At 73.0% G+C, this 25,249-nt stretch carries 19 protein-coding genes and 2 pseudogenes; 19 read left to right on the top strand and 2 right to left on the bottom strand.

The genetic code is table 11. The features are described from left to right. The first annotated feature begins 36 nt into the window (after window positions 1-36). The 17 genes and pseudogenes from BIV23_RS06195 to BIV23_RS06120 all read left to right on the top strand — a co-directional run bounded on the left by BIV23_RS06195 (window position 37) and on the right by BIV23_RS06120 (window position 18,932). Complete coding sequence (locus BIV23_RS06195; RefSeq protein WP_071379701.1) at window positions 37-735, top strand: SDR family oxidoreductase; 699 nt, start codon at window positions 37-39, stop codon at window positions 733-735. A 66-nt stretch (window positions 736-801) separates the two neighbouring features. Beyond that, entirely contained in the window at window positions 802-1,809 is a 1,008-nt protein-coding gene (locus tag BIV23_RS06190; protein WP_079172976.1) for a methionine synthase, read from the top strand. Window positions 1,810-1,824: 15 nt separating this feature from the next. Further along, window positions 1,825-4,023: an NAD-dependent DNA ligase LigA gene (gene ligA, locus BIV23_RS06185; protein ID WP_071379700.1), complete on the top strand. Its 2,199-nt coding sequence runs from the start codon at window positions 1,825-1,827 to the stop codon at window positions 4,021-4,023. Between the two features lie 259 nt (window positions 4,024-4,282). After that, entirely contained in the window at window positions 4,283-6,553 is a 2,271-nt protein-coding gene (locus BIV23_RS06180) for a putative bifunctional diguanylate cyclase/phosphodiesterase (RefSeq protein WP_071379699.1), read from the top strand. A gap of 131 nt (window positions 6,554-6,684) precedes the next feature. Continuing rightward, window positions 6,685-6,803: pseudogene (locus BIV23_RS53860) on the top strand (DUF4267 domain-containing protein); the annotation flags it as partial. A 40-nt stretch (window positions 6,804-6,843) separates the two neighbouring features. Beyond that, window positions 6,844-7,338 (top strand): cupin domain-containing protein, encoded by a 495-nt coding sequence (locus tag BIV23_RS06175; RefSeq protein WP_071379698.1) that lies wholly within the window; start codon window positions 6,844-6,846, stop codon window positions 7,336-7,338. A 106-nt stretch (window positions 7,339-7,444) separates the two neighbouring features. Continuing rightward, the gene (gatC, locus tag BIV23_RS06170; protein WP_006130840.1) at window positions 7,445-7,741 is read left to right on the top strand and encodes an Asp-tRNA(Asn)/Glu-tRNA(Gln) amidotransferase subunit GatC; all 297 of its coding nucleotides are present in this window, start codon (window positions 7,445-7,447) and stop codon (window positions 7,739-7,741) included. A 5-nt stretch (window positions 7,742-7,746) separates the two neighbouring features. Next, complete coding sequence (gene gatA, locus BIV23_RS06165; protein WP_071379697.1) at window positions 7,747-9,246, top strand: Asp-tRNA(Asn)/Glu-tRNA(Gln) amidotransferase subunit GatA; 1,500 nt, start codon at window positions 7,747-7,749, stop codon at window positions 9,244-9,246. After that, complete coding sequence (locus BIV23_RS06160) at window positions 9,243-9,485, top strand: hypothetical protein (RefSeq protein WP_071379696.1); 243 nt, start codon at window positions 9,243-9,245, stop codon at window positions 9,483-9,485. The genes gatA and BIV23_RS06160 overlap by 4 nt, the downstream gene beginning before the upstream one ends. Before the next feature lie 16 nt (window positions 9,486-9,501). Further along, complete coding sequence (gatB, locus tag BIV23_RS06155; protein ID WP_071379695.1) at window positions 9,502-11,016, top strand: Asp-tRNA(Asn)/Glu-tRNA(Gln) amidotransferase subunit GatB; 1,515 nt, start codon at window positions 9,502-9,504, stop codon at window positions 11,014-11,016. An 83-nt stretch (window positions 11,017-11,099) separates the two neighbouring features. Next, window positions 11,100-11,414 carry a hypothetical protein gene (locus tag BIV23_RS06150; protein WP_071379694.1) on the top strand — a complete coding sequence of 105 codons (315 nt, stop codon included), beginning with the start codon at window positions 11,100-11,102 and terminating at the stop codon, window positions 11,412-11,414. Between the two features lie 204 nt (window positions 11,415-11,618). Beyond that, window positions 11,619-13,847: an MMPL family transporter gene (locus BIV23_RS06145; protein ID WP_071379693.1), complete on the top strand. Its 2,229-nt coding sequence runs from the start codon at window positions 11,619-11,621 to the stop codon at window positions 13,845-13,847. Continuing rightward, window positions 13,822-14,397 carry a GNAT family N-acetyltransferase gene (locus BIV23_RS06140; protein WP_071379692.1) on the top strand — a complete coding sequence of 192 codons (576 nt, stop codon included), beginning with the start codon at window positions 13,822-13,824 and terminating at the stop codon, window positions 14,395-14,397. The genes BIV23_RS06145 and BIV23_RS06140 overlap by 26 nt, the downstream gene beginning before the upstream one ends. A gap of 35 nt (window positions 14,398-14,432) precedes the next feature. Then, window positions 14,433-15,038, top strand: a complete 606-nt coding sequence (locus tag BIV23_RS06135; RefSeq protein WP_071379691.1) for a hypothetical protein — start codon at window positions 14,433-14,435, stop codon at window positions 15,036-15,038. Between the two features lie 227 nt (window positions 15,039-15,265). Further along, the gene (locus tag BIV23_RS06130) at window positions 15,266-15,457 is read left to right on the top strand and encodes a hypothetical protein (RefSeq protein ID WP_071379690.1); all 192 of its coding nucleotides are present in this window, start codon (window positions 15,266-15,268) and stop codon (window positions 15,455-15,457) included. A 149-nt stretch (window positions 15,458-15,606) separates the two neighbouring features. Beyond that, complete coding sequence (locus tag BIV23_RS06125; RefSeq protein WP_107471090.1) at window positions 15,607-18,654, top strand: helix-turn-helix transcriptional regulator; 3,048 nt, start codon at window positions 15,607-15,609, stop codon at window positions 18,652-18,654. 65 nt (window positions 18,655-18,719) lie between these two features. Beyond that, window positions 18,720-18,932 (top strand): DUF6191 domain-containing protein, encoded by a 213-nt coding sequence (locus BIV23_RS06120; RefSeq protein WP_071379689.1) that lies wholly within the window; start codon window positions 18,720-18,722, stop codon window positions 18,930-18,932. Window positions 18,933-18,975: 43 nt separating this feature from the next. Here the strand turns inward: BIV23_RS06120 and BIV23_RS45730 are convergent. Together BIV23_RS45730 and BIV23_RS06115 are read right to left on the bottom strand one after the other, a co-directional pair. Then, a pseudogene (locus tag BIV23_RS45730) lies at window positions 18,976-19,161 on the bottom strand (PQQ-dependent sugar dehydrogenase); the annotation flags it as partial. Between the two features lie 252 nt (window positions 19,162-19,413). After that, window positions 19,414-20,412: an aldo/keto reductase gene (locus BIV23_RS06115; protein ID WP_071379688.1), complete on the bottom strand. Its 999-nt coding sequence runs from the start codon at window positions 20,410-20,412 to the stop codon at window positions 19,414-19,416. A gap of 274 nt (window positions 20,413-20,686) precedes the next feature. Here BIV23_RS06115 and BIV23_RS06110 point away from each other — a divergent pair, with 274 nt between their 5' ends. Both BIV23_RS06110 and BIV23_RS06105 read left to right on the top strand, forming a co-directional pair. Next, window positions 20,687-21,664, top strand: a complete 978-nt coding sequence (locus BIV23_RS06110) for a 2-hydroxyacid dehydrogenase (protein WP_177239732.1) — start codon at window positions 20,687-20,689, stop codon at window positions 21,662-21,664. 422 nt (window positions 21,665-22,086) lie between these two features. Continuing rightward, window positions 22,087-25,203: a putative bifunctional diguanylate cyclase/phosphodiesterase gene (locus tag BIV23_RS06105; RefSeq protein WP_245790384.1), complete on the top strand. Its 3,117-nt coding sequence runs from the start codon at window positions 22,087-22,089 to the stop codon at window positions 25,201-25,203. Window positions 25,204-25,249 lie beyond the last annotated feature (46 nt).

The raw sequence follows: 25,249 nt of genomic DNA, 5'->3' as shown, positions 1-25,249 counted from the left end.
CCACCGCCGCGGGGCCGGGCGGCCACTGATGCGAGCATGGCGGGCATGGCTACCCATGTGATCACCGGCGCCGGTTCCGGCATCGGCGCCGCCGTCGCCCGCCGTCTGCACGCGCGCGGGGACGAACTCGTCCTCCACGCGCGCGACGCGGGCCGCGCCAAGGAGCTGGCGGCGCGGTTCCCCGGCGCCCGCACGCTGGTGGGCGACCTCGCCGACCCGGACCGCCTCTCCTGGGCCTTCTCGCACCAGACCCTGCCCGACCGTGTGGACTCCCTCCTGCACATCGCCGGGGTCGTCGACCTCGGCGGGGTCGGCGAGCTGACCCCCAAGTCCTGGCACCACCAGCTCAACGTCAACCTGATCGCGCCCGCCGAGCTGACCCGGCACTTCCTGCCCCAACTGCGCGCCGCCCGCGGCCATGTGCTCTTCGTCAACTCCGGCTCCGGCCTCAACGCCCACGCCAACTGGTCCGCGTACGCCGCCTCGAAGCACGGTCTGAAGGCCCTGGCCGACTCCCTGCGCCACGAGGAGCACGCGAACGGCGTCCGCGTCACCTCGGTCTACCCCGGCCGCACGGCGAGCCCCATGCAGGCGAAGGTGCACCAGCAGGAGGGCAAGGACTACGACGCCGGGCAGTGGATCGACCCCGAGTCCGTCGCCACGACGATCCTCATGTCCCTGGACCTGCCGAGGGACGCGGAGGTCAACGACCTGACGGTACGGCCGGGGAGCTGACCTCCGGCCCGGGCGGGCGTCCAGGGGGCGGAGCCCTCCGGACGGTTCACGGCATACCCTGCCCAGGTGAGTGAGAACACCCAGTTCAGGTTCCCCGCGGCCACCGGCGTCGGATCCATGCCCGGCGGGGACGCCAGGGAAGCGGCCAAGACGGTCACCGGCAGCTTCGAGGACTTTCCGTACCTCGCCGAACTGCCCGCGCGCGGGCCGGGCGCCGACATGATCGGCCGCAGTGCCGGCCTGCTGGTCGAGCTGTACGCGCGCGTGGAGCCCAGCGGCTGGCGGATCGGCGACCGGCCGGGCCGGGACACCAAGCGCGCCCGGTCCTGGCTGGGCGAGGACCTGGACGCCCTGGAGGAGTTCACCCAGGGCTACGAGGGCGACCTCAAGGTGCAGGCCGTCGGTCCCTGGACGCTCGCCGCCGCCCTGGAACTGAGGAACGGCGAGGCCGCGCTCTCCGACCCCGGGGCCTGCCGCGACCTCGCCGCCTCCCTCACCGAGGGCCTCCGGCTCCACCTCGCCGAGGTGCGGCGCCGTGTCCCCGGCGCCCGCCTCGTCCTGCAGCTCGACGAGCCCTCGCTCACCGCCGTCCTGCGCGGCCAGGTCCGCACCGCCAGCGGCTACCGCACCCACCGCGCCGTGGACCGCCAGGTCGTCGAGGCCACCGTGCGGGACGTCGTCGGCGTACACGGCGACGGCCCCGTCGTCGTCCACTCCTGCGCCCCCGACGTGCCGTTCGCCCTGCTGCGGAGAGCCGGCGCGGACGCCGTCTCCTTCGATTTCTCGCTCCTCACCGAGCGTGACGACGACGCGATCGGCGAGGCCGTCGAGGGCGGCACGCGGCTGTTCGCCGGTGTCGTGCCGGGCACGGACGGCCCATTGTCAGACCCTGCCGGTAGCGTCATGGGTGTCAGGACGCTGTGGCGCAGGCTGGGGCTGCATCCGGGGTTGCTCACGGAGGCGGTCACCCTCACCCCGGCGTGCGGTCTGGCGGGCGCTTCCCCCGCGTACGCACGCCAGGCGCTCGCCCACTGCGTCCGGGCGGCGAGATCCCTCGCGGACAACCCAGAGTAACGGGAGGACAACACGGTGGCCGGCGACAAGCAGCAGGCGGAGACGGCAGTGCCCGCCGAGGCACGGGACAAGCACGCGCAGCTCGCTGAGCAGATCGAGGAGCACCGCTTCCGGTACTACGTGAAGGACGCCCCCGTCGTCAGCGACGCGGAGTTCGACCAGCTCCTGAAGTCCCTGGAGGCCCTGGAGGAGCGGTATCCGGAGCTGCGCACCCCGGACTCGCCGACCCAGAAGGTCGCGGGATCGTACGAGACGGACTTCACGGCGGTCGAGCACCGCCAGCGCATGCTCTCCCTCGACAACACCTTCAACGACGAGGAACTGGCCGCCTGGGCCGACCGCATCGCGCGCGAACTCGGCGACCAGGAATACCACTTCCTGTGCGAGCTGAAGGTCGACGGCCTCGCGGTCAACCTCACGTACGAGCACGGCCGCCTCACGCGCGCGGCGACCCGCGGCGACGGCCGCACCGGCGAGGACATCACACCCAACGTCCGTACGATCGCCGAGATCCCGGACCGGCTGCACGGCGAAGAAGTCCCGGACCTGGTGGAGATCCGCGGCGAGGTCTACTTCCCGATGGAGAAGTTCCTGGAGCTGAACGAACGCCTGGTCGCCGCCGGTGACAAGCCGTTCGCCAACCCCCGCAACGCCGCCGCAGGTTCGCTGCGCCAGAAGGACCCGCGCGTCACCGCCACCCGCCCGCTGCACATGGTCGTCCACGGCATCGGCGCCCTGGAGGGCTTCACGGGCCTGACCCGGCTGTCCCAGGCGTACGACCTGCTGAAGACCTGGGGCCTGCCCACCTCGCCGCACAACCGGGTGGTCGACGACCTCGACGGCGTACGGCAGTTCATCGCCCGCTACGACGGCGAGATGCGCCACTCCGTGGAGCACGAGATCGACGGTGCCGTCGTCAAGCTGGACGAGATCCGCCTCCAGGGCCGCCTCGGCTCCACCGCGCGGGCCCCCCGCTGGGCGATCGCGTACAAGTACGCGCCGGAAGAGGTCAACACCAGGCTCATCGACATCAAGGTGGGCGTCGGCCGCACCGGGCGCGTCACGCCGTACGCCCAGGTGGAGCCGGTCACGGTCGCGGGCAGCGAGGTCGAGTTCGCCACCCTGCACAACCAGGAGGTCGTCAAGGCCAAGGGTGTCCTCATCGGCGACACGGTCGTCATCCGCAAGGCCGGTGACGTCATCCCGGAGATCCTCGGCCCGGTGGTCGACCTGAGGGACGGCGGTGAGCGGGAGTTCGTGATGCCGGCCGAGTGCCCCGAGTGCGGCACCCCGCTGCGGCCCATGAAGGAGGGCGACATCGACCTCCGTTGCCCCAACGCCCGTACGTGCCCGGCCCAGTTGCGCGAGCGCGTGACCTACCTCGCGGGCCGCGAGTGCCTGGACATCGAGGGCTTCGGCGCGGTGGCCGCCGCCGCGCTCACCCGCCCGCTGGAGCCGGCCGACCCGCCGCTGGTGGACGAGGGCGACGTGTTCGACCTGACGGTGGACAAGCTGCTGCCCATCAAGGCCTATGTCCTCGACCCCGACAGCGGTCTGCCCAAGCGGGACCCCAAGACGGGCGAGGAGAAGGTCGTCACGGTCTTCGCCAACCAGAAGGGCGAGCCGAAGAAGAACACCCTCGCCCTGCTGGAGAACATCGAGGCGGCCAAGCAGCGCCCGCTGGCGAGATTCCTCAACGGACTGTCCATCCGGCACGTCGGACCGGTGGCCGCGCAGGCCCTCGCCCGCGAGTTCCGCTCCATCGACCGTATCGAACAGGCCAGCGAGGAAGAGCTGGCGGCCACCGACGGCGTCGGGCCGATCATCGCGACCGCGCTCAAGGAATGGTTCGCCGAGGAGTGGCACCGCGAGATCGTCCGCAAGTGGAAGGCCGCCGGGATCCCGCTGGAGGACCGGTCCACCGGCGAGGACGAGGGCCCGCGCCCGCTGGAGGGGCTCACCGTCGTCGTCACCGGAACGCTGGAGAACTTCACGCGGGACGGAGCGAAGGACGCGCTGCAGGGCCAGGGCGCGAAGGTGACCGGATCCGTATCGAAGAAGACTTCGTTCGTCGTTGTGGGTGACAACCCCGGCTCGAAGTACGACAAGGCCATGCAATTGAAGGTTCCGGTACTGAACGAGGACGGTTTCACCGTCCTTTTGGAGCAGGGCCCGGACGCCGCGGCCGAAGTCGCGCTTCCGACCGAGGAGTAGCGGTTGAAGGCCACCCGATCGGCGCATATCAGATGCATACGGGTGGCCTGGGCGCATTCGGGCAACCGTCGACGACCGGTGCCCGTGGAAGCCTTCAGCGGCCTACTGTTGAGGTGTGCGCCTGCCGTGCCCAGCTGCGGTCGGGGCATTCCCGTGCGCTCCCAAGGCGCGGGGAACGTTTCTTCAACGCGGAGCCGCTGATGGGTGTCGGACATCGGGCCGCGTGGCGTGGGCACCGCCGGGTGTGAGAGGGACGGGAATGGAACCGACCGAGAGCGTCGCCCCGGGCTCAGGGCTGCGTCTGCGCCGTCGCGCGGGCGCCTGGCGGGGGACCCGGTGGGCGGCACGGGCGGACGGGCGTGCGGCGGGCCGGGTCCGCCGGTCCGGTCCGGGCGCCGTCGCCGAGGCCCATCCGCCGATACCCGTGACCGCCGTCGAACCGGCCCGCGGCCTGACCGGGCCGGGCGGGACCGGGACGGGATCGGACGCCGGCCCGGCCCGGCGCCTGCCCTGGCCCGCCCTGCCCGCGGCCCTCGTGGCCGCCGGCGCCCTCGTCCTGGCCGCCGGCTTCTACCGCGCCTTCGCCGGTCACCACGCCCTCTTCCCGGGCGGCACCGTCGGCTGGTCGCTGGCCCTGCTCACCGGTGTCATCGTCGGCCACCTCGTCATGCTGGGCCGCGCCCGCTGGTGGGGCGGCACCGGCTCCGGCGCCGCCCTCACCCTCGCCGTCCTGCTGCTCTACGGCTGGGTGCCCGCCGGCATGGTCAGCCTCACCGTCGTCGTCCTGGTCGGCATCGCCCGCCGCCACCGCTGGCGCCAGGGCGTCCTGCACGGCGCGGTGGACCTCCTCGGCATCGGCGCCGGTGCGCTGCTCCTCGGCGCGTTCGGCCGGGTCCCGAGCGTCGAGACCCCCTGGCGGCCGGAGAGCTGGAGCATCGCGGCCGTGCCGGAGGTCGTCCTCGTCGCCGGTGTCTACCTCGTGGTCAGCCGCGGCCTGTTGTGGTACCTGCACGCTCCGCGTGCCGGCAAGGTGCCCACCGTCGACCGGGCGTCCCTGGTCAGGCAGGGCCTTCTCGCCGTCGCCCTGCTCGGCATCGCGCCCCTGCTGTGTGTCGTCGCCGACGCCCGGCCGATCCTGCTGCCGCTGTTCGCGATCCCGCTCATCGCGCTCGACTCCACCCTGTGGATGGCCCGCGCGCGGGCCGAGGAGCAGTTGCGCGACCCGCTGACCGGGCTGCCCAACCGGCAGTGGCTGCTGGAGCGGATCTGGACCGCCCTCGACGACGCCGAACGCATCGGCGCCCGCTCCGCCCTCATGCTGATCGACCTCGACCGCTTCCGGTCGGTCAACGACACCCTCGGTCACCTCGCCGGTGACCGGCTGCTGCTCCAGATAGCCGACCGGCTGCGGCTCGCCCTGCCGCGCGGAGCGGAGGCCGCGCGGCTCGGCGGCGACGAGTTCGCGGTCTTACTGCCCGTCGCCGACTCCACCACGTCGGCCACCCGCGTCGCCCGCGGCCTCGTCGCCGACCTGAGCTCCCCGCTCGACCTCGACGGGCTCACCCTCGTCCTGGAGGCCAGCGCGGGCGTCGCCGTCTTCCCCGACCACGCCCTGGACGCCGAGGGACTGCTGCGCCGCGCGGACGTGGCGATGTACCAGGCGAAGCGCGACCGTACGGGCGTCGAGGTCTACGAGTCCAAGCGGGACTCCAACACCCCCGACCGCCTCGGCCTGCTGGGCGATCTGCGCCGGGCGCTGGACGCGCACGAGGTGCAGCTGCACTACCAGCCCAAGGTCCGCTTCGACGGCCAGGTCGCCGGCCTGGAGGCGCTGGTGCGCTGGGTGCACCCCGAGCGCGGGAAGGTGCCGCCGGACGAGTTCATAGCGATCGCCGAGTCCTCCGGGCTGATGCCCCACCTCACGGAGTACGTGCTCGAGACCGCGCTCGGGCAGGTCGCCCGCTGGCGGGCACAGGGGCTGCGGGTGCCGGTGGCCGTGAACGTCTCCCCGCGCGATGTGCACACGCCCGGCTTCGCCGGCTCGGTCGCGGCGCGGCTGGCCCGGCACGGGGTCCCCGCGGGAGCGCTCCAGCTGGAGATCACCGAGCACGTCCTGCTGGAGGACCCGCAGCGCGCCGCCGACACCCTCGCCGGGCTCACCGGGCACGGCGTGAAGATGTCGCTGGACGACTTCGGCACCGGGTACTCCTCACTGGTGCATCTGCGGCGGCTGCCGGTGAGCGAGCTGAAGATCGACCGCTCCTTCGTGGCCCGGCTGGCCGTCGACACCGAGGACGCGGAGATCGTGCGCTGCACGGTCGATCTGGCGCATTCGCTGGGGCTGCTCGTCGTCGCCGAGGGCGTGGAGGACGACGAGACCTGGGAGCGGCTGCGGGACATGGGGTGCGACGCGGTGCAGGGCTGGCTGGTGGCCGCCGCGATGCCGCCCGAGGAGACCACGGCGTGGCTGCGGGCGCGGGGGTCGCGGGGATGGCAGCGGCCGCGGGCGGCGCTCCCCAGCGCCGAGTGACCCGCCCGTCCGCCGCCGTGGGGTGCACGCGGCGCAACGGCGCATCGACACCGCCCCGTGGCTCTACGATGCGCTGAACTGGCTGATCAGCGGCTCCAGCCTGCACGCGCGCCCCCTCCGGGAGAACCCCCGTCCCGCTCGGCGACACGCTGATCGTCCTGCGCGACGGCGGTACGCAAGCCGTCGCGTTCGGGATCATTTCGCCACCGCGGGCGTGGTATTGATCAGTGCGGGACCGCTCCTCGCGGTCCGACGTCACACCGGCCGACTCCACACCAGGGGGAAGTGCGATGTCTCTGTTCGTGCCCAGGTTCGACGACACCGTGGTGGTCCGGGACGCCGAGGCCGAAGTCGTGGGTCAGGCGCCCACCGGCGTCAAGCTGCTCGCCGACAGCAGCGCCAGCGGCGGCGCGCTGTCCACGGTCCGGGTCACCCTCGCCGAGGGGGCCGACGGCGCCAGACCGCATGTGCACCACAACTCCGCCGAGATGTTCTTCCTGCTCGACGGCGCCGCCGAGTTCCTCTCCGGGGACGACGTGGTCACCGCCGAGCCCGGGGACCTGATCATCGTCCCGCCGGACCGGCCGCATGCCTTCGCCGCGGCCCCCGGCAGCCCGGCCGACATCCTGATCGTGATCGCGCCCGGCGTCGAACGCTTCGAGTACTTCCGCCACCTCCGGCGCATCCGCCTCGGCGAGGTCACCCCGGAGAGCCTCCTGGAGGTCCAGGAGCTGTACGACAACCACTTCCTGAGGAGCGACGCCTGGGACGGCCGGCACGCGTGAGGACAGGGGCCCGGAAGCAGGTACCCGGGAAACCGTTTCACGGGCACCGGCCCCCGCCCCATAGGATTGGGCCAAACCACACACACTCACCCCAGAGGATCGCTGCATGCCTGGCATCACGCGCGAGGAGGTCGCCCACCTCGCCCGGCTGGCGCGTCTGGAGCTGAAGCCCGAAGAACTCGACCACTTCGCGGGACAGCTGGACGACATCATCGGCGCGGTGGCCCGCGTCAGCGAGGTCGCCGACCAAGACGTACCGCCGACCTCGCACCCGCTCCCGCTGACGAACGTCATGCGCGCGGACGAGGTCCGTCCCTCGCTCACCCCCGAGCAGGCGCTCTCCGGCGCCCCGGCCCAGGAGCAGCAGCGTTTCAAGGTGCCGCAGATCCTGGGGGAGGAGTGACGACCATGACGGACAGCACCATCATCAAGCTCACGGCCGCGCAGATCGCCGAGAAGATCGCCTCCGGCGAACTGACGGCCGTCGAGGTCACCGAGGCCCACCTCGCCCGGATCGAGGCCGTCGACGAGAAGGTGCACGCCTTCCTGCACGTCGACCGCGAGGGCGCCCTCGCCCAGGCCCGCGCCGTGGACGAGAAGCGGGCCCGCGGCGAGAAGCTCGGCCCGCTGGCCGGTGTCCCGCTCGCGCTCAAGGACATCTTCACCACCGAGGGCGTGCCCACGACCGTCGGCTCGAAGATCCTCGAGGGCTGGATCCCGCCGTACGACGCGACGCTCACCAAGCGCCTGAAGGCCGCCGACGTCGTCATCCTCGGCAAGACCAACATGGACGAGTTCGCCATGGGGTCCTCCACCGAGAACAGCGCCTACGGCCCGACCGGCAACCCGTGGGACCTCACCAAGATCCCCGGCGGATCCGGCGGCGGTTCCTCCGCCGCGCTCGCCTCCTTCCAGTCGCCCCTCGCCATCGGCACCGACACCGGCGGTTCCATCCGCCAGCCGGCCGCCGTCACCGGCACGGTCGGCGTGAAGCCGACGTACGGCGCGGTGTCCCGCTTCGGCATGGTCGCCTTCTCCTCCTCCCTCGACCAGGGCGGTCCCTGCGCCCGTACGGTCCTGGACGCGGCCCTGCTGCACGAGGTCATCGCCGGGCACGACCCGCTGGACTCCACCTCCATCGACGCCCCGGTCCCGGCGGTCGTCGAGGCCGCCCGCAACGGCTCGGTGCAGGGCATGCGCGTCGGCGTGGTCAAGCAGTTCCGCGGCGAGGGCTACCAGGCCGGCGTCATCCAGCGCTTCGACGAGTCCGTCGAGCTGCTGAAGGAGCTGGGCGCCGAGATCGTCGAGCTGGACTGCCCGTCCTTCGACCTCGCGCTGTCGGCGTACTACCTCATCGCGCCGTCCGAGTGCTCCTCCAACCTCGCCCGCTTCGACGGCCTGCGCTACGGCCTGCGCACCGGCGACGACGGCGGCCACTCGGCCGAGGAGGTCACCTCCCTCACCCGTGAGGCGGGCTTCGGCCCCGAGGTCAAGCGCCGCATCATGCTCGGCACGTACGCCCTGAGCTCCGGCTACTACGACGCGTACTACGGCTCCGCCCAGAAGGTCCGCACGCTCATCACGCGGGACTTCGAGAAGGCCTTCGAGCAGGTCGACGTGATCGTCTCCCCGACGACCCCGACCACCGCCTTCGCGATCGGCGAGCGCGCCGACGACCCGATGGCGATGTACCTCGCGGACCTGTGCACCATCCCGACCAACCTGGCGGGCAACGCGGCCATGTCCCTGCCCTGCGGCCTCGCCCCGGAGGACAACCTCCCGGTGGGCCTGCAGATCATCGCCCCGGCGCTGCAGGACGACCGGCTGTACAAGGTGGGCGCCGCCGTCGAGGCCGCCTTCGTGGAAAAGTGGGGACACCCGCTGCTGGAGGAGGCTCCGTCGCTGTGAGCAACGCACTGTCCAAGGCCAAGGGCTTCAAGAAGTCCAAGTCCGGTACGTATCTGTCGATGGCCACCACCGCGTTCGGCGCGATCGGGGTCACCAAGCAGATCAAGAAGGCGCGGGCCGAGCACGACACGCTGCGCCTCATCGACGCCACCGTGTCCGCCGTCGCGATCATCACCGGCCTCGCCATCCTCTACCGCGAGCTGAAGCGGCTGGGCGACGACGACGTCCTGCTGGGCTGAGAGGGAAGTTTTCACCGTGACCACCACGACCGACCTGGTGTCGTACGAGGACGCGCTGGCGTCGTACGACCCCGTCATGGGCCTCGAGGTCCATGTCGAACTCGGCACCAGGACCAAGATGTTCTGCGGCTGTTCGACCGAGCTGGGCGCCGAGCCCAACTCCCAGACCTGCCCGACCTGCCTCGGCCTGCCCGGCGCGCTCCCGGTCGTCAACGCGACCGGCGTCGAGTCCGCCATCAAGATCGGCCTCGCGCTGAACTGCGAGATCGCCGAGTGGTGCCGCTTCGCCCGGAAGAACTACTTCTATCCGGACATGCCGAAGAACTTCCAGACCTCCCAGTACGACGAGCCGATCGCCTTCAACGGCTACCTCGACGTGCAACTGGAGGACGGCGAGTCCTTCCGCGTGGAGATCGAGCGCGCGCACATGGAGGAGGACACCGGCAAGTCCACGCACGTGGGCGGCGCGACCGGTCGTATCCACGGCGCCTCGCACTCGCTGCTGGACTACAACCGCGCGGGCATCCCGCTCATCGAGATCGTCACCAAGCCGATCGTGGGCGCCGGCGAGCGCGCCCCCGAGGTGGCGAAGGCGTACGTCCGTGAGCTGCGCGAGGTCATCCGTGCCCTCGGCGTGTCCGAGGCCCGCATGGAGATGGGCCAGATGCGCTGCGACGTGAACCTGTCGCTGCGCCCGAACGGCACCGAGACGTTCGGTACGCGCTCCGAGACGAAGAACGTCAACTCGCTGCGTTCCGTGGAGCGTGCGGCCCGCTTCGAGATCATGCGGCACGCGGCCGTGCTCTCCGGCGGCGGCACGATCGTCCAGGAGACCCGCCACTTCCACGAGGACACCGGGTCCACGACCTCGGGCCGCGTGAAGGAGGAGGCCGAGGACTACCGGTACTTCCCCGAGCCGGACCTGGTGCCGGTGGCCCCCTCGCGCGAGTGGGTCGAGGAGATCCGCGCGGCCCTGCCCGAGATGCCGCTGGCCCGCCGTACCCGGCTGCTCGCCGAGTGGGGCATCACGGCCACCGACATGCAGGCGATCCTCAACGCCGGTGCGCTGGACCCGATCGTCGCCACGATCGACGCCGGTGCCGACGCGGCCTCCGCCCGCAAGTGGTGGATGGGCGAACTGGCGCGCAGCGCCAACGAGTCCGGCACGTCCCTGGACGAGCTGGCCATCACGCCGCAGCAGGTGGCCCGGGTCACCGAGCTCGTCGCGAAGGGCGACCTGAACGACAAGCTGGCCCGGCAGGTCATCGAGGGCGTCCTCGCGGGCGAGGGCACCCCGGACGAGGTCGTCGACAAGCGCGGTCTGAAGGTCGTCTCGGACGAGGGCGCGCTGACCGCCGCCGTCGAGGAGGCCATCGCCGGCAACCCGGGCGTCGCGGACAAGATCCGCGGCGGCAAGGTGGCCGCGGCCGGCGCCCTGGTCGGCGCGGTCATGAAGGCCACCCGGGGGCAGGCCGACGCGGCCCGCGTCAAGGAGCTGATCCTGGAGAAGCTGGGCGTCAGCGAGGGCTGACGCCGCGTTCCGCGCGGCCCCGGAGGCATGTCCTCCGGGGCCGTTCGCCTGCGTGCCGGCCGGAGGCACTACGCTCGCCCGCCATGAGCACACGTACCGACTCCGACACCGAACCCGCCATAACCGAAGCGGAGGACCGGCCGGACCACGTCGAGGACGCCCGCCGGGCCCGCTGGCTGGCCGTCGGCACCGGTGTGCTGCTGACCCTCGCCGGGCTCGCCGCCTCCCTGTTCAAGCTCACCGGCGCCCCCTCCGCCCGCGTTCCCGCCGCCTACGGCCTCGGGGCCGCCGTGTGCGCCCTCGCCGCCGCGCTCGGGGCCAGGGGCCGCACGCGCAGGGCGCTGTGGCTGATGATCGCCGGGACGATGGTCATGGCGCTGGGGGACCAGTCCGACTGACGTCCCCGGAGCCGCGACAGACTTCGCCGAACTGTCCTGTGACCTGCCTCCCACTCGTGTGAAGAAGCCCACGAACACGGCAAACGATCACATTCGCCTGCAAGAGTGTCTTGCGCTTGCTCATCCGTTCTTTGCGGGCTGTTCAGTTCATGGACGACTGTTCCCGGCCAAAGATCCACACATCGCGATTCTGGGAGCACGTTCGTGGCAGACCTCGCCCGTTGGTGTGTCCGGCACCGGTTGATCACCGTGCTGCTGTGGCTGCTCGCCTTCGGCGGGGTGAGTGCGGCCGCCGCCGTCGCCGGGACGTCGTACTCGAACAACTACGAGGTCCCGGGCACCGAGTCCGGCCGGGCGGAGCACCTGCTCAAGGAGGGTTTTCCGCGGCTGGGCGGGGACAGCGACAGCGTCGTCTGGCACACCGGCGGCGGTACCGTCCGCGCCCCCGGCGTCGAGCAGACCATGACCCGCACCCTCGACCGGATCGCCGCCCTGCCCGGCGTGGCCTCCGTGTCCGGCCCGTACGGCCCCCAGGGCGCCCACCGGATCAGCGCCGACGGCCGCACCGCCTACGCCACCGTCACCTTCACCCAGCCCGCCGAGGAGATCGGCAAGTCCGAGGCGCAGGCCGTGGTGAGCACCGCCAAGGCCGCCGCGCACGACGGGCTCCAGGTCGAGCTGGGCGGCGACGCGATCGGGCTCACGGCGTCCCCGCGCGAGCACACCGCCGAGCTGGTCGGCGTGCTCGTCGCCGCCGTCGTGCTGTTCCTCGCCTTCGGCTCGCTCGCCGCCTCGGCCCTGCCCATCGCCACCGCGCTGGTCGGCGTCGGCACCGCGTACGCCGGCATAGGGCTGCTCGGACACGCCCTGACCGTCGCCGACTTCGCGCCCATGCTCGCCATGCTGATCGGACTCGGCGTCGGCATCGACTACGCCCTGTTCATCGTGACCAGACACCGGCGCGGCCTGAAACGCGGGCTGAGCGTGACCGAGGCCGCCGTGAACGCCGTGGCCACCACCGGACGGGCCGTCGTGTTCGCGGGTGCGACGGTGTGCATCGCCCTGCTGGGGATGCTGATCCTGCGCCTCGGCTTCCTCAACGGGGTCGCCGTCGCCGCCTCGTTGACGGTCGTGCTCACCGTCGCCGCCTCGGTCACGCTGCTGCCCGCCCTGCTGTCGTACATCGGTCCGCGCGCCCTCGGCCGCCGCGAGCGGCGCCGGCTCGCCGCGCACGGACCGCGCCCGGAGCTGCCCACCGGACTCGCCGCCCGCTGGTCGGCGCTGGTCGAACGCCACCCCCGACTGCTCGGCGCGCTCGCCGTCGCCGTCATCGCCGTCCTCGCCCTGCCCACCCTCTCGCTCCACCTCGGCACCTCCGACCAGGGCAACGACCCGCGCACCTCCACCACCCGCAAGGCCTACGACCTGCTCGCCGAGGGCTTCGGACCGGGCGTGAACGGGCCGCTCACGCTGGTGGCCCGGGTCGACGGAGCCGCCGGAAAACTCGCCCTGGACAACCTCGACGACACCCTGCGCGCCACCCCCGGCGTCGCCTCCGCCACCCCGGTCGTCTACGGCGCCGGCGGCGACACCGCCTACCTCACGGTCGTCCCCGCCTCCGCGCCCCAGTCGCAGGACACCAGTGCCCTCGTGGACCGGCTGCGGAACCACGTCCTGCCCCGCGCGGAGGCCGGCACCTCCCTCGACGTCCAGGTCGGCGGAGTGACCGCCGGATACGACGACTTCGCGAATGTGATCGTCGGCAAACTCCCGGTGTTCGTCGGCGCGGTCGTCGGACTCGGCTGTCTCCTGCTGCTGGTCGCGTTCCGCTCGCTCGGCATCCCGGCGAAGGCCGCCGCGATGAACATCGCCGCCGTGGCCGCCGCGTTCGGCGTCGTCGTCGCCGTCTTCCAGTGGGGCTGGGGCAGCGAACTGCTCGGCCTCGGCCGGGCCGGGCCCATCGAGCCGTTCCTGCCCGTGATCATGGTCTCGGTCCTCTTCGGCCTCTCCATGGACTACCAGGTCTTCCTGGTCAGCCGGATGTACGAGGAGTGGCTGGAGACCGGCGACAACCGGCGCGCCGTCCGCGTGGGCCTCGCCGAGACCAGCCGGGTCATCAACTCCGCCGCGGTCATCATGATCTCGGTCTTCCTCGCCTTCGTGCTCAGCGGCGACCGGGTCATCGCCATGTTCGGCATCGCGCTGGCCTCCGCCGTCGCCCTCGACGCCTTCGTGCTGCGCACCCTGCTCGTGCCCGCCCTGATGCATCTGCTCGGCGCCGCCAACTGGTGGCTGCCCGCCTGGCTGGAGCGCCGCCTGCCGCGTATCAGCATCGAGCCGCCGGAGTGCCGCGGCGGACATGAGAGGCTCGGGGACGTCTCGACGGCGGAGCTGGGTGAGGAACACGATGTACGCGACATCCCTGGGCGATGACGGAGCCGAGCTGCGGCCGCTGGAGGTGTGGCACGCCGAGGAGCTCCTCGCCCACATCGACCGGGGACGGGAGTTCATCGGCCGGCACGTGGGGCTGCCGGACGTGGTGTCCGACCTGGACGGCGCGCGTGCCTGGCTGAAGGCGTACGCCGACAAGCGGGCCGTCGACGGCGGGAGTCTGCACGGCATCTGGCTCGACGGCACGCTCGTCGGCGGGCTGCTGTTCCGCGTGTGGGACACCCCGGGCGGCGTGTGCGAGGCCGGCTGCTGGCTGGAGCCCGCGGCGGCCGGGCGCGGACTGGTCACCCGGGGGCTGAGGGTGCTGCTGGACTGGGCGTTCGAGGAGCGCGGCATGCACCGCGTGGAGTGGCACGTCTCCTCGGCCAACGAGCCCAGCATCGGTGTGGCCCGGCGGCTCGGCATGTCCCGTGAGGGCGTGCTCCGCGAGAACTACCCGCACCGGGGCGTGCGCTCCAACACCGAGATCTGGTCGGTGCTCGCCCCCGAGTGGCGTGCGGCACACGCGCGTACCGGGCAGAACGATCATTAAGAGACCTCTCAGACAGCGTCCGTACGGTGCCGGGCATGGCAACGAAGACGAAGGAAGGCGCTGCGGCGCACAGTGACGCCGAGACCGCGGCGGAGGACGCGACCGCCGTCGAGGAGACCGCGCGGACGGGATCCGGCGACGAGCACCCGGAGCCCGCGGCGGACCGGGCGGCGAAGGAGGACCGGGCCCCGCAGGCGGGGCCGGAGGAGGACCTCGACGAGGACGGCGAGCCGGAGGCCAGGGTGCCCTCTGGCGTCGGCCAGGGCGCCGGTGCGGTCGTCTCCGCCGCGCTGGGCCTGGTCTCGCTCAGCGGCGGCTGGATCGGCACCGTCGCCGGTGCCCGCCAGCAGCTCGTCGGCCAGCTGCGGACCTCCTCCACGGCGACCGTCGCCAAGCAGATCAAGGCGGTCTACGGCGACGCCTGGCACACCACCGCGCTGTGGGCCGGAGTGTTCGCGCTGGCCGCGCTGCTCACCGGCGTGGTCGTGCTCGTCCGCCCCGCGTTCGGCACTCCGGGCCGCCCGCAGACGCCCTGGATCAAGTCGGTCGCCTGGGCGGGTGTCTCGCTCGGTGTGATCGGCCTGGTCCTGGCCGTCCTGAAGTACTCCGACGCGCTGCTGGCCCTGCCCTCGGCGGGCTGAGAAACCGCAGGTCCCAGGGGCCTTAGGGAATCCGTGAGTACCTTACGGGCGCCCTGAGGCCCCTTACGCGTGCGTGCGGGCCGCGGGCGGCCACGAAGATGCGGAACTCTCCCGATGTGGCGCACCCCCCTCGCGGACGAAGGTGGAGGCATCGCAGAACGCGAGGCACGACACCGACGCTCATCGGGCCTTCGACGCTCGCCGAGCCCGCACCAGAGGGACACGTCATGATCGAGATCGAGTACCACAAGATGCGCTCCGCCCAGCTGATCCGCGCGGCAGAGGAGGATCGACTGGCCCGCTCCGTCGCCCGGGCCCGCCGCGCCGCCCGCCCGGCGGACCGGGACGGCCACGACGGCGCGGGTGCCGAGTCCCATACCGGGCGGGTCCGCCGGCACCGCCTCCCACGCACCGCGTGAACCCCGGGACGGCGGACCGGGGCGGGGCGGCGGAGGGCCGTACGGGGGTCGGCCGTCGTCCGTCCCGCCCCACCACCCGTCCGGCCGGTGGTACGACCATCACACCGGACCTGTGGAAAACCGGTGACCCGCCACCCGGACCTCGTGCGATGCTCGGGCCCGTGGAGACCAGGTCCGTCAGTCCCGTGTTCGTCGGCCGCGCCGACGAGTTGGACACGCTGAACGACGCGCTCGCCCGCGCCCGCGCCGGCGAGCCGCAGGCACTGCTGCTCGGCGGCGAGGCGGGGGTCGGCAAGACCCGCCTCGTCGAGGAGTTCGCCGCGGCCGCCGGGCGGCACGCGGTCGTCGCCGTCGGCGGCTGCGTCGAGATCGGCGCGGACGGGCTGCCGTTCGCCCCGTTCTCCGCCGCGCTGCGCGCCCTGCGCGACGCACTGCCCGAGCAGTTCGCCGCCGCCGCGTGCGGGCAGGAGGAGGAGCTGGCCCGGCTCCTGCCCGACCTGGGCGAGGCCGGCGCCGGCCGGCACGACGAGCAGGGCATGGCCCGCCTGTTCGAGCTGACCGCCCGCCTGCTGGAGCGGGTCGCCGCCGACCGGCCCGTCGTGTTCGTCCTGGAGGACCTGCACTGGGCCGATGCCTCCACCCGCCATCTGCTCGCCTACCTCCTGCGCACCCTGCGCGCCGGCCGGCTCCTCGTCCTCGCCAGCTACCGCTCCGACGACATCCACCGCCGCCACCCGCTGCGCCCCCTGCTCGCCGAGCTGGACCGGCTGCGCACCGTCCGCCGGGTCGAGCTCGCCCGCTTCACGCGCGAGGAGGTCGGCCGCCAGATCGCCGGCATCATCGCCGCCGAACCCGACCCCGACCAGGTCGACGACATCTTCGAACGCTCCGACGGCAACGCCTTCTTCGTCGAGGAACTCGCCGTCGCCGCCTGGGAGGGCTGCTGCACCGGCCTCACCGACTCCCTGCGCGATCTGCTCCTCGTCCGGGTCGAGGCGCTGCCCGAGCGCGCCCAGCGGGTCGCCCGGATCGTCGCCGAGGGCGGCTCCACCGTGGAGTACCGGCTGATCGCCGCCGTCGCCGGGCTCACCGAGGACGATCTCATCGAGGCGCTGCGGGCCGCCGTCGGCATCAACATCCTCACGGTCACCGCGGCCGGTGACGGCTACCGCTTCCGGCACTCCCTGGTCCGTGAGGCCGTCGCCGACGACCTGCTGCCCGGCGAGCGCTCCCGGCTCAACCGACGCTACGCCGAAGCCGTCGAGGCCGACCCCACGCTCGTCCCGGCCGACGCGCGCGTGATGCGCCTGGCCAGCTACTGGTACCACGCGCACGACGCCGCCAAGGCCCTGCCCGCCGTCCTGGCCGCCTCCGTCGTGGCCCGCCGCCGGCACGCCTACACCGAGCAACTGGGGCTGCTGGAGCGGGCGATGGAACTGTGGGACAGCGCCCCCGAGGACGTGCGCCGCGTCCTGCGCCCGATCGACTGCGCCGAGGTCTACCCTCCCTGCGGCTGCGACCCGGCCACCACCCCGCTGCGCTACCTCGACCTGCTGGCCGAGGCCGCCGTCGCGGGCCGCTTCGGCGGCGAGCGCGAACGTGCCCTGAAGATCACCAAGCGGGCGCTGCGCCTCCTGGACGAGGAGCCGGACCCCCTGCGCGCCGCCTGGTTCTGGATCCAGCGCTCCCGTCTGGTCCAGTCCCTGGCCCGCGGCGACGGCTGGCCGGAACTGGCCACCGCCCAGGACCTGGTCCGCGGTCTGCCGCCCTCGGAGGTGCACGCCGAGGTGCTGGCGCTCGCCGCCAACTGGTCCATGCTGCACCGGCCCGGAGCGGAGGCCTTCGCCGCCGCCGAGCGGGCCGTGGAGTACGCGCGCATGGTGGGCGCCCGCGACACCGAACTGCACGCCCGCCTCACCCTGGCGGGCCTCCAGGTGGACGCCGGCGACTTCGAGACCGGCCTCGCGCAGATGCGGCAGGTGCTGGCGGACACCGTCGCCGAGGGCGTGGACCAGGTCGCGGGCCGCGCCTATGTGAACCTGCCGTCCGAGCTCCAGTCCGTCGGCCGTGACCGCGAGTCCGCCGAATTGCTGCGCGAAGGCCTCGCCTACGCCCGCGCCCACGGACTGCTGGACTCCGAGCCCTGGATGTGGTGCAACCTGTCCGAGTCGCTCTACGCGCTCGGCCAGTGGCCGCAGGCGGCCGAGGCCGCCGCGCACGCGGCCCGGGGCGGCCACGGCGCCCAGCCACGCGGCTCGGGCGCCCTGCGCCTGGCCTATATCGCGCTGGCCCGCGGCGACCTCGCCGAGGCCGGCCGGCACCTTGCCGCCGCCCGCGCCCACTACGGCACCCACGACCCCATGCCCCAGCACTCCCTGCCGCTGGCCCGCGTCACCCTCGGCCTCGCCGCCGCGCAGGGCCGGGTGGCCGACGCCCGCACCGAGCTGCTCCGGGCCCTGGACGCCGGATTCCCGCCCGGCACCCAGCGCTACGGCTGGCCCCTGCTGCTGGCCGCCGCCACCGCCGAGGCCGACACCCGCACCGTGCCCGCCGCCGGGCCCGGCCGCGAGGAGACCCTCGACCGCCTCCGTGAGACCGTCCGCGGACTCACCACGGGCGCCCCGCTCTGGCAGGCCTACGAGCAGTGGACCCGTGCCGAACTGCTGCGCGCGCAGAGCACGGACTCCGCCGACACCTGGTCGCCGGTCGTCACCGCCTTCGAGAGCCTGGACCGCCCCTACGACCTCGCCCGGGTCCGCCACCGGCTCGCCGGAGCCCTCCTCGCCGAAGCCGGCGCCGGGGACGACGAACGCGACCGCGCGGTGGAACTGCTCCGGCTGTCCGGCGCGGTCGCCGACCACCTGGGCGCCCGCCCCCTGGCCGACGCGGTCGCCCGCCTCGCCCAGCGCGCCCGTCTCACCCTGACCCGCGCCGCACGCCAGGCCCTGGCCCCCGCCGACCCGGCCGCGGCCCTCGGCCTCACCATGCGCGAGCGGGACGTCCTGCGTCTGGTGTCGGCCGGCCGCACCAACCGTCAGATAGCCGAGGAGCTGTTCATCTCCCCGAAGACGGCGAGCGTCCACGTCTCCAACATCCTGAGCAAACTCGGCGTCTCGGGCCGGGGAGAGGCGGCTGCGCTGGCCCACCGGCTGGAGCTGTTCCCGGCCGAGACCGCCCCTGCGCCGTCGGCGGGCTGACTCGTACGCTGTAGAGGGCCGGTCGGCGGGAGAGAGCACTACGAGGAGAGAGCGGGGGAGACGCCGTGTTCAACGCCTTCGAGGAACTGTTCGCGCCCAGCCGCAAGCACACCCGGGACGAGCAGAACCGCCTGGAGCTGACCCGCGAGGACGTCGGCGACGGCGATCCGGGGCGGGGGCCGATAGACCTGGCATCGGGCAAGGTGGTCGTACGCCTGCCGGAGCCATCGCCCGCAGAGGAACCGGCCGCCGAGGCGGAGTCCGGGGATGATGACTGACGACTGGCAGCCGGCAGCCGGTCATCGGTACCCGGGTGCCGGCTCACCGCACCTGTGCCTCCAGCACCCGGTCGTCGCCCTTGTTCGGCGTGCCCCGGCCGTCCGTGTTGCTCGTCACCAGCCAGATCTTGCGGCCGCCCGCCGCGACGACCGTGCGCAGGCGGCCGTACGCGCCGGTGAGGAAGGCCTGCGGGGCGGCGGCCACCGCCGTGCCCTTCAGCGGGATCCGCGACTCCTGCCCGCCCCCGGGCCGCTCGCGAGGCCACCGGCCCTCAGGCCCCGCGGAGTTCGCGGCTCCCCGGCCGCGCGGGTTCGCAAGCCCCCGACGTCCGTTGGATGCGCACTGCCCAGGCCCGCGCTGCCGGTCGGAAGCGCGGATCCTCAGGTGCGCGGTCGCCCTTGGAGGTGCGGATCCTCGGATCCCGGTCCCCGCCCGTCGCGCGGTCCTCAGGTCCGCGGTCCCCGTCCGCCGCGCTGGTCCTCAGTCCCATGAGCCCTGGGCCGCCGGCAGGTGGGAGATCTCGGTCAGGTCCTGTGGGGTCAGGCTCAGCCCGGACGCCGAGGCGTTCTGTGCGGCCCAGCGGTCCCGCTTCGTGCCCGGTACGGCGATGACGTGGCGGCCCTGGGCGAGGACCCACGCGAGGGCCACCTGGGCCGGGGTGACGTCCTCGCCGTGGCGGCGCGCGATGTGGCGCAGGCCCGCGACGATCGGCTGGTTGGCCGCCATCATCTCGGCCGTGAAGCGGGGGTGGCGGGCGCGCAGGTCGTCCGGTTCGAAACCCTCGCCCGGGGTCAGCGTGCCGGTCAGGAAGCCGTTGCCCAGCGGCATCGCCGCGAGGAAGCCCACGCCCCGCGCCTCGCACCACGGCAGCAGCCCGTCCAGCGCCTCCGGCGACCACACCGACAGCTCCGCCTGCACCGCGGCCACCGGGAACACCTGCTGCACCCGCCGCAGTTGACGCAGGGTGCCGTCGTGCAGCCCGGCGTCCGAGCGGCGGCCGCCGCGCGCTCCCACCGCGCACAGGCCGAGCGCCCGCACCTTGCCGGCCCGCACCAGCTCCGCCATCGCGCCCCATGTCTCCTCGACCGGGACCTCGGGGTCGGCGCGGTGTAGCTGGTAGAGGTCGATGACGTCGGTCTGCAGGCGGCGCAGGGAGGCGTCGCAGGCCCGTTTGACGTAGCCGGGGCGGCCGTTGGCCACGATGTGCTGCTCGCCCACCAGCAGCCCCACCTTCGTCGACACGAAGGCGTCGCCGCGGCGCTCCTTCAGCACCCGGCCCAGCAGCAGCTCGTTGGTGAACGGGCCGTACATGTCCGCCGTGTCGAGGAGGGTCGTCCCCAGGTCCAGCGCCCGGTGCACCGCTCTCAGCGACTCCTCGCCGCGCCGCCGTGAGGCGCTGTACGCCCAGCTCATCGGCATGCACCCGAGTCCGACGGCCCCCACCGCGAGTGCCCCCGCGCCGATCGTCCTGCGCTCCACCTGCTCGCGACCCTCCCTCTTCTCACCTCCAACCTAACCTCTGCGCTCCCGAGGCCCTGACCTAGGGCCTGCCCGGCGGATCCTGCCAAGGACGTGGGTCCGGCACGCGCATCTGCGGCGGCGTCGTCGATCGCCGACTCCCCCACGCTCGGCTTCTCCCCCACGCTCGGCTTCGCTCGAGCGGGGGGACCCCATGACCCCGCTCACCTGCGCTCATGAGTTACCGCCGGCCTCCTTTGGCCTGACCCGCCGGGCAGGCCCTAGCCTCCGTTCCATGACTACGGACGTGTGGCTGCCCATCCCGCCCGAGCAGATCGAGGGGCTGCCCGTCGGGCCCCGGTACCTGTTCTGGGACGGTGGTGCGGACGGTGAGCAGGAGTTTCCCGGGGATCCCGCGGACTGCGCGGTGTACGTGGTGCCGTACATGAAGCCGCTGCCGGTGCGGGTGCGGCCGCTGGAGCGGCTGACCCGGGTGCGGCTCATCCAGACGCTCACGGCCGGCGTGGACGACATCCTCGGGCGGCTCGACTCCCTCGCGCCGGGCGTCACGCTGTGCAACGCGCGCGGTGTGCACGAGACGAGCACCGCCGAACTCGCCCTCACCCTCACCCTCGCCTCCCTGCGCGGCATCCCCGGCTTCGTGCGCGCCCAGCAACAGGGGCGCTGGGAGGGCGGGTTCCGGCCCGCGCTGGCCGACAAGAGCGTGCTCATCGTCGGGTACGGAGCCATCGGCGAGGCCATCGAGGACCGGCTCACACCCTTCGAGGTTGCGCGGGTGGCGCGCATCGCGCGCTCGGGGCGCACCACAGCGCGCGGTCTTGTGCACCCGATCGCCGATGTGCTCTCACTGCTTCCGGACGCGGACGTCGTCATCGTGTCCACTCCTCTCACTTCGGCCACACACGGGCTCGTCGACGCCGAGTTCCTCGCGCGGATGAAGGACGGCGCGCTGCTCGTCAACGTCGCCCGCGGATCGGTCGTGGACACCGAGGCGCTGCTCGCCGAGCTGAAGAGCGGCCGGATCACCGCCGCCCTGGACGTCACCGACCCCGAGCCGCTGCCGCCCGGCCACCCCCTCTGGCAGGCGCCCGGAGTGCTGATCAGCCCCCATGTCGGCGGCCCCTCCTCGGCCTTCCTGCCCCGCGCCGAGCGGCTGCTCGTCGACCAGCTGACGCGCTTCGTGAACCAGCGGCCGCTGCGCAACGTGATCCTGACGACGGACGCCGAAACGGCGGACGACGGCGGGCGCTGAACCGTCCCGTTCCCGGTTTCGCGCGAGCGCGGTACCCCCCGTCCGGCACCCTCCGCAACCCCTCGGACGCGGGCCGTTGCCGCATCTTCGCTGGTCGTCACGGAGCGTAGAGAGGCTATGTCCCTGAGTGACGATCCTGGTGTATCGTCCCGACGAGGGGCAGCGCCGCTGACGTGTCGGCGCCGGGGATGGATATTTCAGATTTTGTGAGGGGGGCGACGGGCGATGCACGGCCTATGGACGAACGATCCGACGCGGCGGAGCCGCCGACGGCGACCCTGGCGCACGACCGCGCGCAGGCGCGGTCACCACACCGGCCACCACAGCAACCAGCAGCGCAGGCAGAGCGCCCGCAGGCGGCACGCGCACCCAGCGCAGCGGGACCGGCGCGACCGGGGAGCGGCGCAGACCGGGAGGCCCCGGTGACTGCGCCGCTCACAGTGACGACCACGTTCGAGGACGCGGTGCGCGCACCGCACCCGCAGGAGGCGCCGCCGCCGCTCCGGCCGGCCGCAGGCGAGGGCTCGCGCGTGACGGAGCAACTCGTTCTCGCCCTGGTCTGCGCGGTCTACGCCGTCGGGGCCGCGTTCGACTGGGGCACGCACGAAGTGGCGTTGATCATGGGCGACTTCGGGCTCAGCGCGGCGGCCGGAGTCGCCGCCGTCTCCTGCTTCCTGTACTCCCGCAGCCCGCGCGTCCGCTTCCGATCGGCCTGGCTGCTGTTCGCCCTGTCGTCGATGATGGCGTCCCTGGGCAACGCGGTCTGGGGGTGGTACGAGGTCGTCCTCGGCCGGCCCGTGCCCACGCCCAGCTACGCGGACCTGTTCTTCCTGTGCTTCGCGCCGCCCGCCATCGTCGGCCTGCTGGTGCTGGCCAAGCGTCCGGTGAGCAAGGCCGGCTGGATCTGCCTCGGGCTGGACGCCTGGCTGATCGGCGGCTCGCTGCTGACCCTGTCGTGGAGCCTCGCACTCGCCCAGGCGGCCCGCTTCGACGGACCGAGCGTGCCCCACACCGCGCTGTCGCTGGCGTACCCGCTGCTCGACATCGCGCTGGTCAGCATGGTGCTCGCGCTGCACTTCCGCCGCTCCCCGGGCAACCGCACGGCGGTGAACACCGCGATCGGCGCGCTCGCGCTGACCGTGATGTGCGACGCGCTGTTCACCTCCCCGCTGCTGCACAGCAGCTACCGCTCCGGCCAGCTGCTGGACGCCGGCTGGTTCGCCGGTTCGCTGCTGCTCGCCTACGCCCCCTGGGCCGCCCGGCACCGGTGCGCGCAGGAGACGCACCGGCCGGACGGGCACACGCGCGTGATCCACGAGCACGTGCCCGGACAGCGCGGCCCGGGCCATCCGCACGTGCCCGTGCCCGCGCCGGGCAGCGACCACAGCCGGTATCCGGCCGGCCGTCCGCTGACCGGTTCGCTCGCCGCGCTCACCCCGTACCTCGCCGCCGCCGTGTGCACCCTGGGCATCCTGTACAACGTCCTCAACGGCCGTCGGCCCGACCACGTCGTGCTGATCACGGCGGGCATGGTCGTGCTCGCGCTCGTGATCCGGCAGGGCATCATGCTGCTGGACAACATCACCCTCACCCAGGAACTGGCGCAGAAGGAGAACCACTTCCGCTCCCTGGTCCAGGGCTCCAGCGACGTCATCATGATCGCCGCGCCCAACGGCGTCCTGCGGTACGTCTCCCCGGCCGCCGCCGGGGTCTACGGCCGGCCCGCCGAGGACCTGGTCGGCACGGAGCTGGCCGGTCTCATCCATCCGGAGGACCTGGGCTGCGTGGTGCACGAGGTGCGCCGCTTCCTCGCCGCCAGCCCGCTGGAGGAGCCCACCACCCGCATCGAGTGCCGCTTCCGCTCCGGCGGTGGGGGCACCTCCCGCTCTGGGGGCACCTCCCGGCCGGAGGCTGGGGGAGAAGCCGAGAGCGGGGGAGGCTGGCTCAACGTCGAGTCGACCGTCAACCGGCACCACGGCGGGCTGATCTTCAACAGCCGGGACGTGACCGAACGCGTCCGCCTCCAGGCACAGTTGCAGCACAACGCCGAGCACGACCCGCTGACCGACCTGCCCAACCGCGCGCTGTTCACCCGGCGCGTCCAGCAGGCCCTGTCCGGCCGCCGGGCCACCGACCGGGGCGCGGCGCTGCGCAACACGGCGGTGCTCTTCATCGACCTGGACGGCTTCAAGGCCGTCAACGACACGATCGGGCACCAGGCCGGGGACGAACTGCTCGTCCAGGCCGCACGCAGACTCCAGGACGCGGTCCGGCAGGGGGACACCGCCTCCCGGCTGGGCGGCGACGAGTTCGCGGCCCTGATCGTCGGGGACGGCACCCGCGACCGTGCCGCCCGGGAGCGCAACATCCTGGAGCTCGCCGACCGCCTCAGGGTGACCCTCTCCCAGCCCTACGCCATCGACGGCAACGACGTCCGGGTCAACGCGTCCATCGGGGTCGCCTTCGCCGAACCGGGCCTCGGCGCGGGCGAGCTGCTGCGCAACGCCGACCTCGCGATGTACCGCGCGAAGGCGGCCGGAAAGGGCCGCGTCGAGCTCTACAAGCCGCAGATGCAGCAGGACGTCGTACGCAAGGCGGAGCTGGCCACCCGGCTGCGCGCCGCACTGCACGACGGCGAGTTCGCGCTGCTGCACCAGCCGGTGGTGTGCCTGGAGAACGGCCGGATCACGGCGGTCTCGGCGCAGGCGCGCTGGCGCTCGTCCCAGGGGGTGCTGTTCACCCCGGCCGAGTTCCTGCGGGTGGCCGAGGACGGTGACAAGACCGCCGAGCTGGACCGCTGGATCGTGCAGGAGGCCGTCGAGCAGGCCGCCGAGCGGGCCGCGACCGGGCTCGTCATGCCGGTCACCGTCCGGATGAGCGCCCGCCGGCTGCTGGACCGCTCCATGCCGCTCGGCTCGGTGGAGGCGCTGCTCACCCGGCACGGGCTGCCGCCCGGCGCGCTGATCGTGGAGCTGTCCGACACCGATCCGCGGGTCTGCCTGGAGGATCTGGAGCGGCGCCTGACCGCGCTCAGCCGGCTCGGGGTGCGGATCGCGCTGGACGGCTTCGGCAGCGGCTACGCGGCGATCACGGCCCTGCGCAGGCTTCCGGTCGACATCCTGAAGCTCGACCGCGGCCTGGTCGAGGGCGTCGTGGAGTCCGCGCGGCTGCACAAGATCACCAGCGGTCTGCTGCGGATCGCCGGGGATCTCGGGCTCCAGTCCGTGGCCGAGGGCGTGGACCTGCCGGAGCAGGTCGTCGCACTGCGCGCGATGGGCTGCACGCACGGGCAGGGCATGGCGTTCGCCGGGCCCGTGGACGAGTACCGGCTGCGCCGGGCGCTCGGATCCGGCCACTACCCGGTGCCGCACGCACCGGCCGAGCCGGCGTTCGCGGTCAGCGTGTGCGAGCCACAGGGACGCGTCGGCATCGAGAGCGGGGCCGCACTGCGGTCCGAGACGCTGCGGTCCGACGCGCTGCGGCCCGAAGGGCTGAGCACGGTCGTGGCCCCGGCGCCGAGCGGCGGGCCCCGGAGGTGACACGGGCCGTGGGCGAGTAGGCGAAGCACATGGTGGAGTGGGGTGC

Source organism: Streptomyces monashensis (assembly GCF_001866665.1).
In the GTDB taxonomy this organism is placed as follows: Bacteria; Actinomycetota; Actinomycetes; order Streptomycetales; family Streptomycetaceae; genus Streptomyces; species Streptomyces monashensis.
Note: the sequence above shows the minus strand (reverse complement) of the source record. Positions and strands in the feature narration are given on the sequence as shown.

Bases quoted from the DNA above. Each gene is read 5' to 3' on its own strand.
- BIV23_RS06195 (WP_071379701.1), top strand. From the start codon at position 37: ATGGCGGGCATGGCTACCCATGTGATCACCGGCGCCGGTTCCGGCATC.
- BIV23_RS06180 (WP_071379699.1), top strand. From the start codon at position 4,283: ATGGAACCGACCGAGAGCGTCGCCCCGGGCTCAGGGCTGCGTCTGCGC.
- BIV23_RS06175 (WP_071379698.1), top strand. From the start codon at position 6,844: ATGTCTCTGTTCGTGCCCAGGTTCGACGACACCGTGGTGGTCCGGGAC.
- gatC (WP_006130840.1), top strand. From the start codon at position 7,445: ATGCCTGGCATCACGCGCGAGGAGGTCGCCCACCTCGCCCGGCTGGCG.
- gatA (WP_071379697.1), top strand. From the start codon at position 7,747: ATGACGGACAGCACCATCATCAAGCTCACGGCCGCGCAGATCGCCGAG.
- BIV23_RS06150 (WP_071379694.1), top strand. From the start codon at position 11,100: ATGAGCACACGTACCGACTCCGACACCGAACCCGCCATAACCGAAGCG.
- BIV23_RS06140 (WP_071379692.1), top strand. From the start codon at position 13,822: ATGTACGCGACATCCCTGGGCGATGACGGAGCCGAGCTGCGGCCGCTG.
- BIV23_RS06135 (WP_071379691.1), top strand. From the start codon at position 14,433: ATGGCAACGAAGACGAAGGAAGGCGCTGCGGCGCACAGTGACGCCGAG.
- BIV23_RS06130 (WP_071379690.1), top strand. From the start codon at position 15,266: ATGATCGAGATCGAGTACCACAAGATGCGCTCCGCCCAGCTGATCCGC.
- BIV23_RS06125 (WP_107471090.1), top strand. From the start codon at position 15,607: ATGCTCGGGCCCGTGGAGACCAGGTCCGTCAGTCCCGTGTTCGTCGGC.
- BIV23_RS06110 (WP_177239732.1), top strand. From the start codon at position 20,687: ATGACTACGGACGTGTGGCTGCCCATCCCGCCCGAGCAGATCGAGGGG.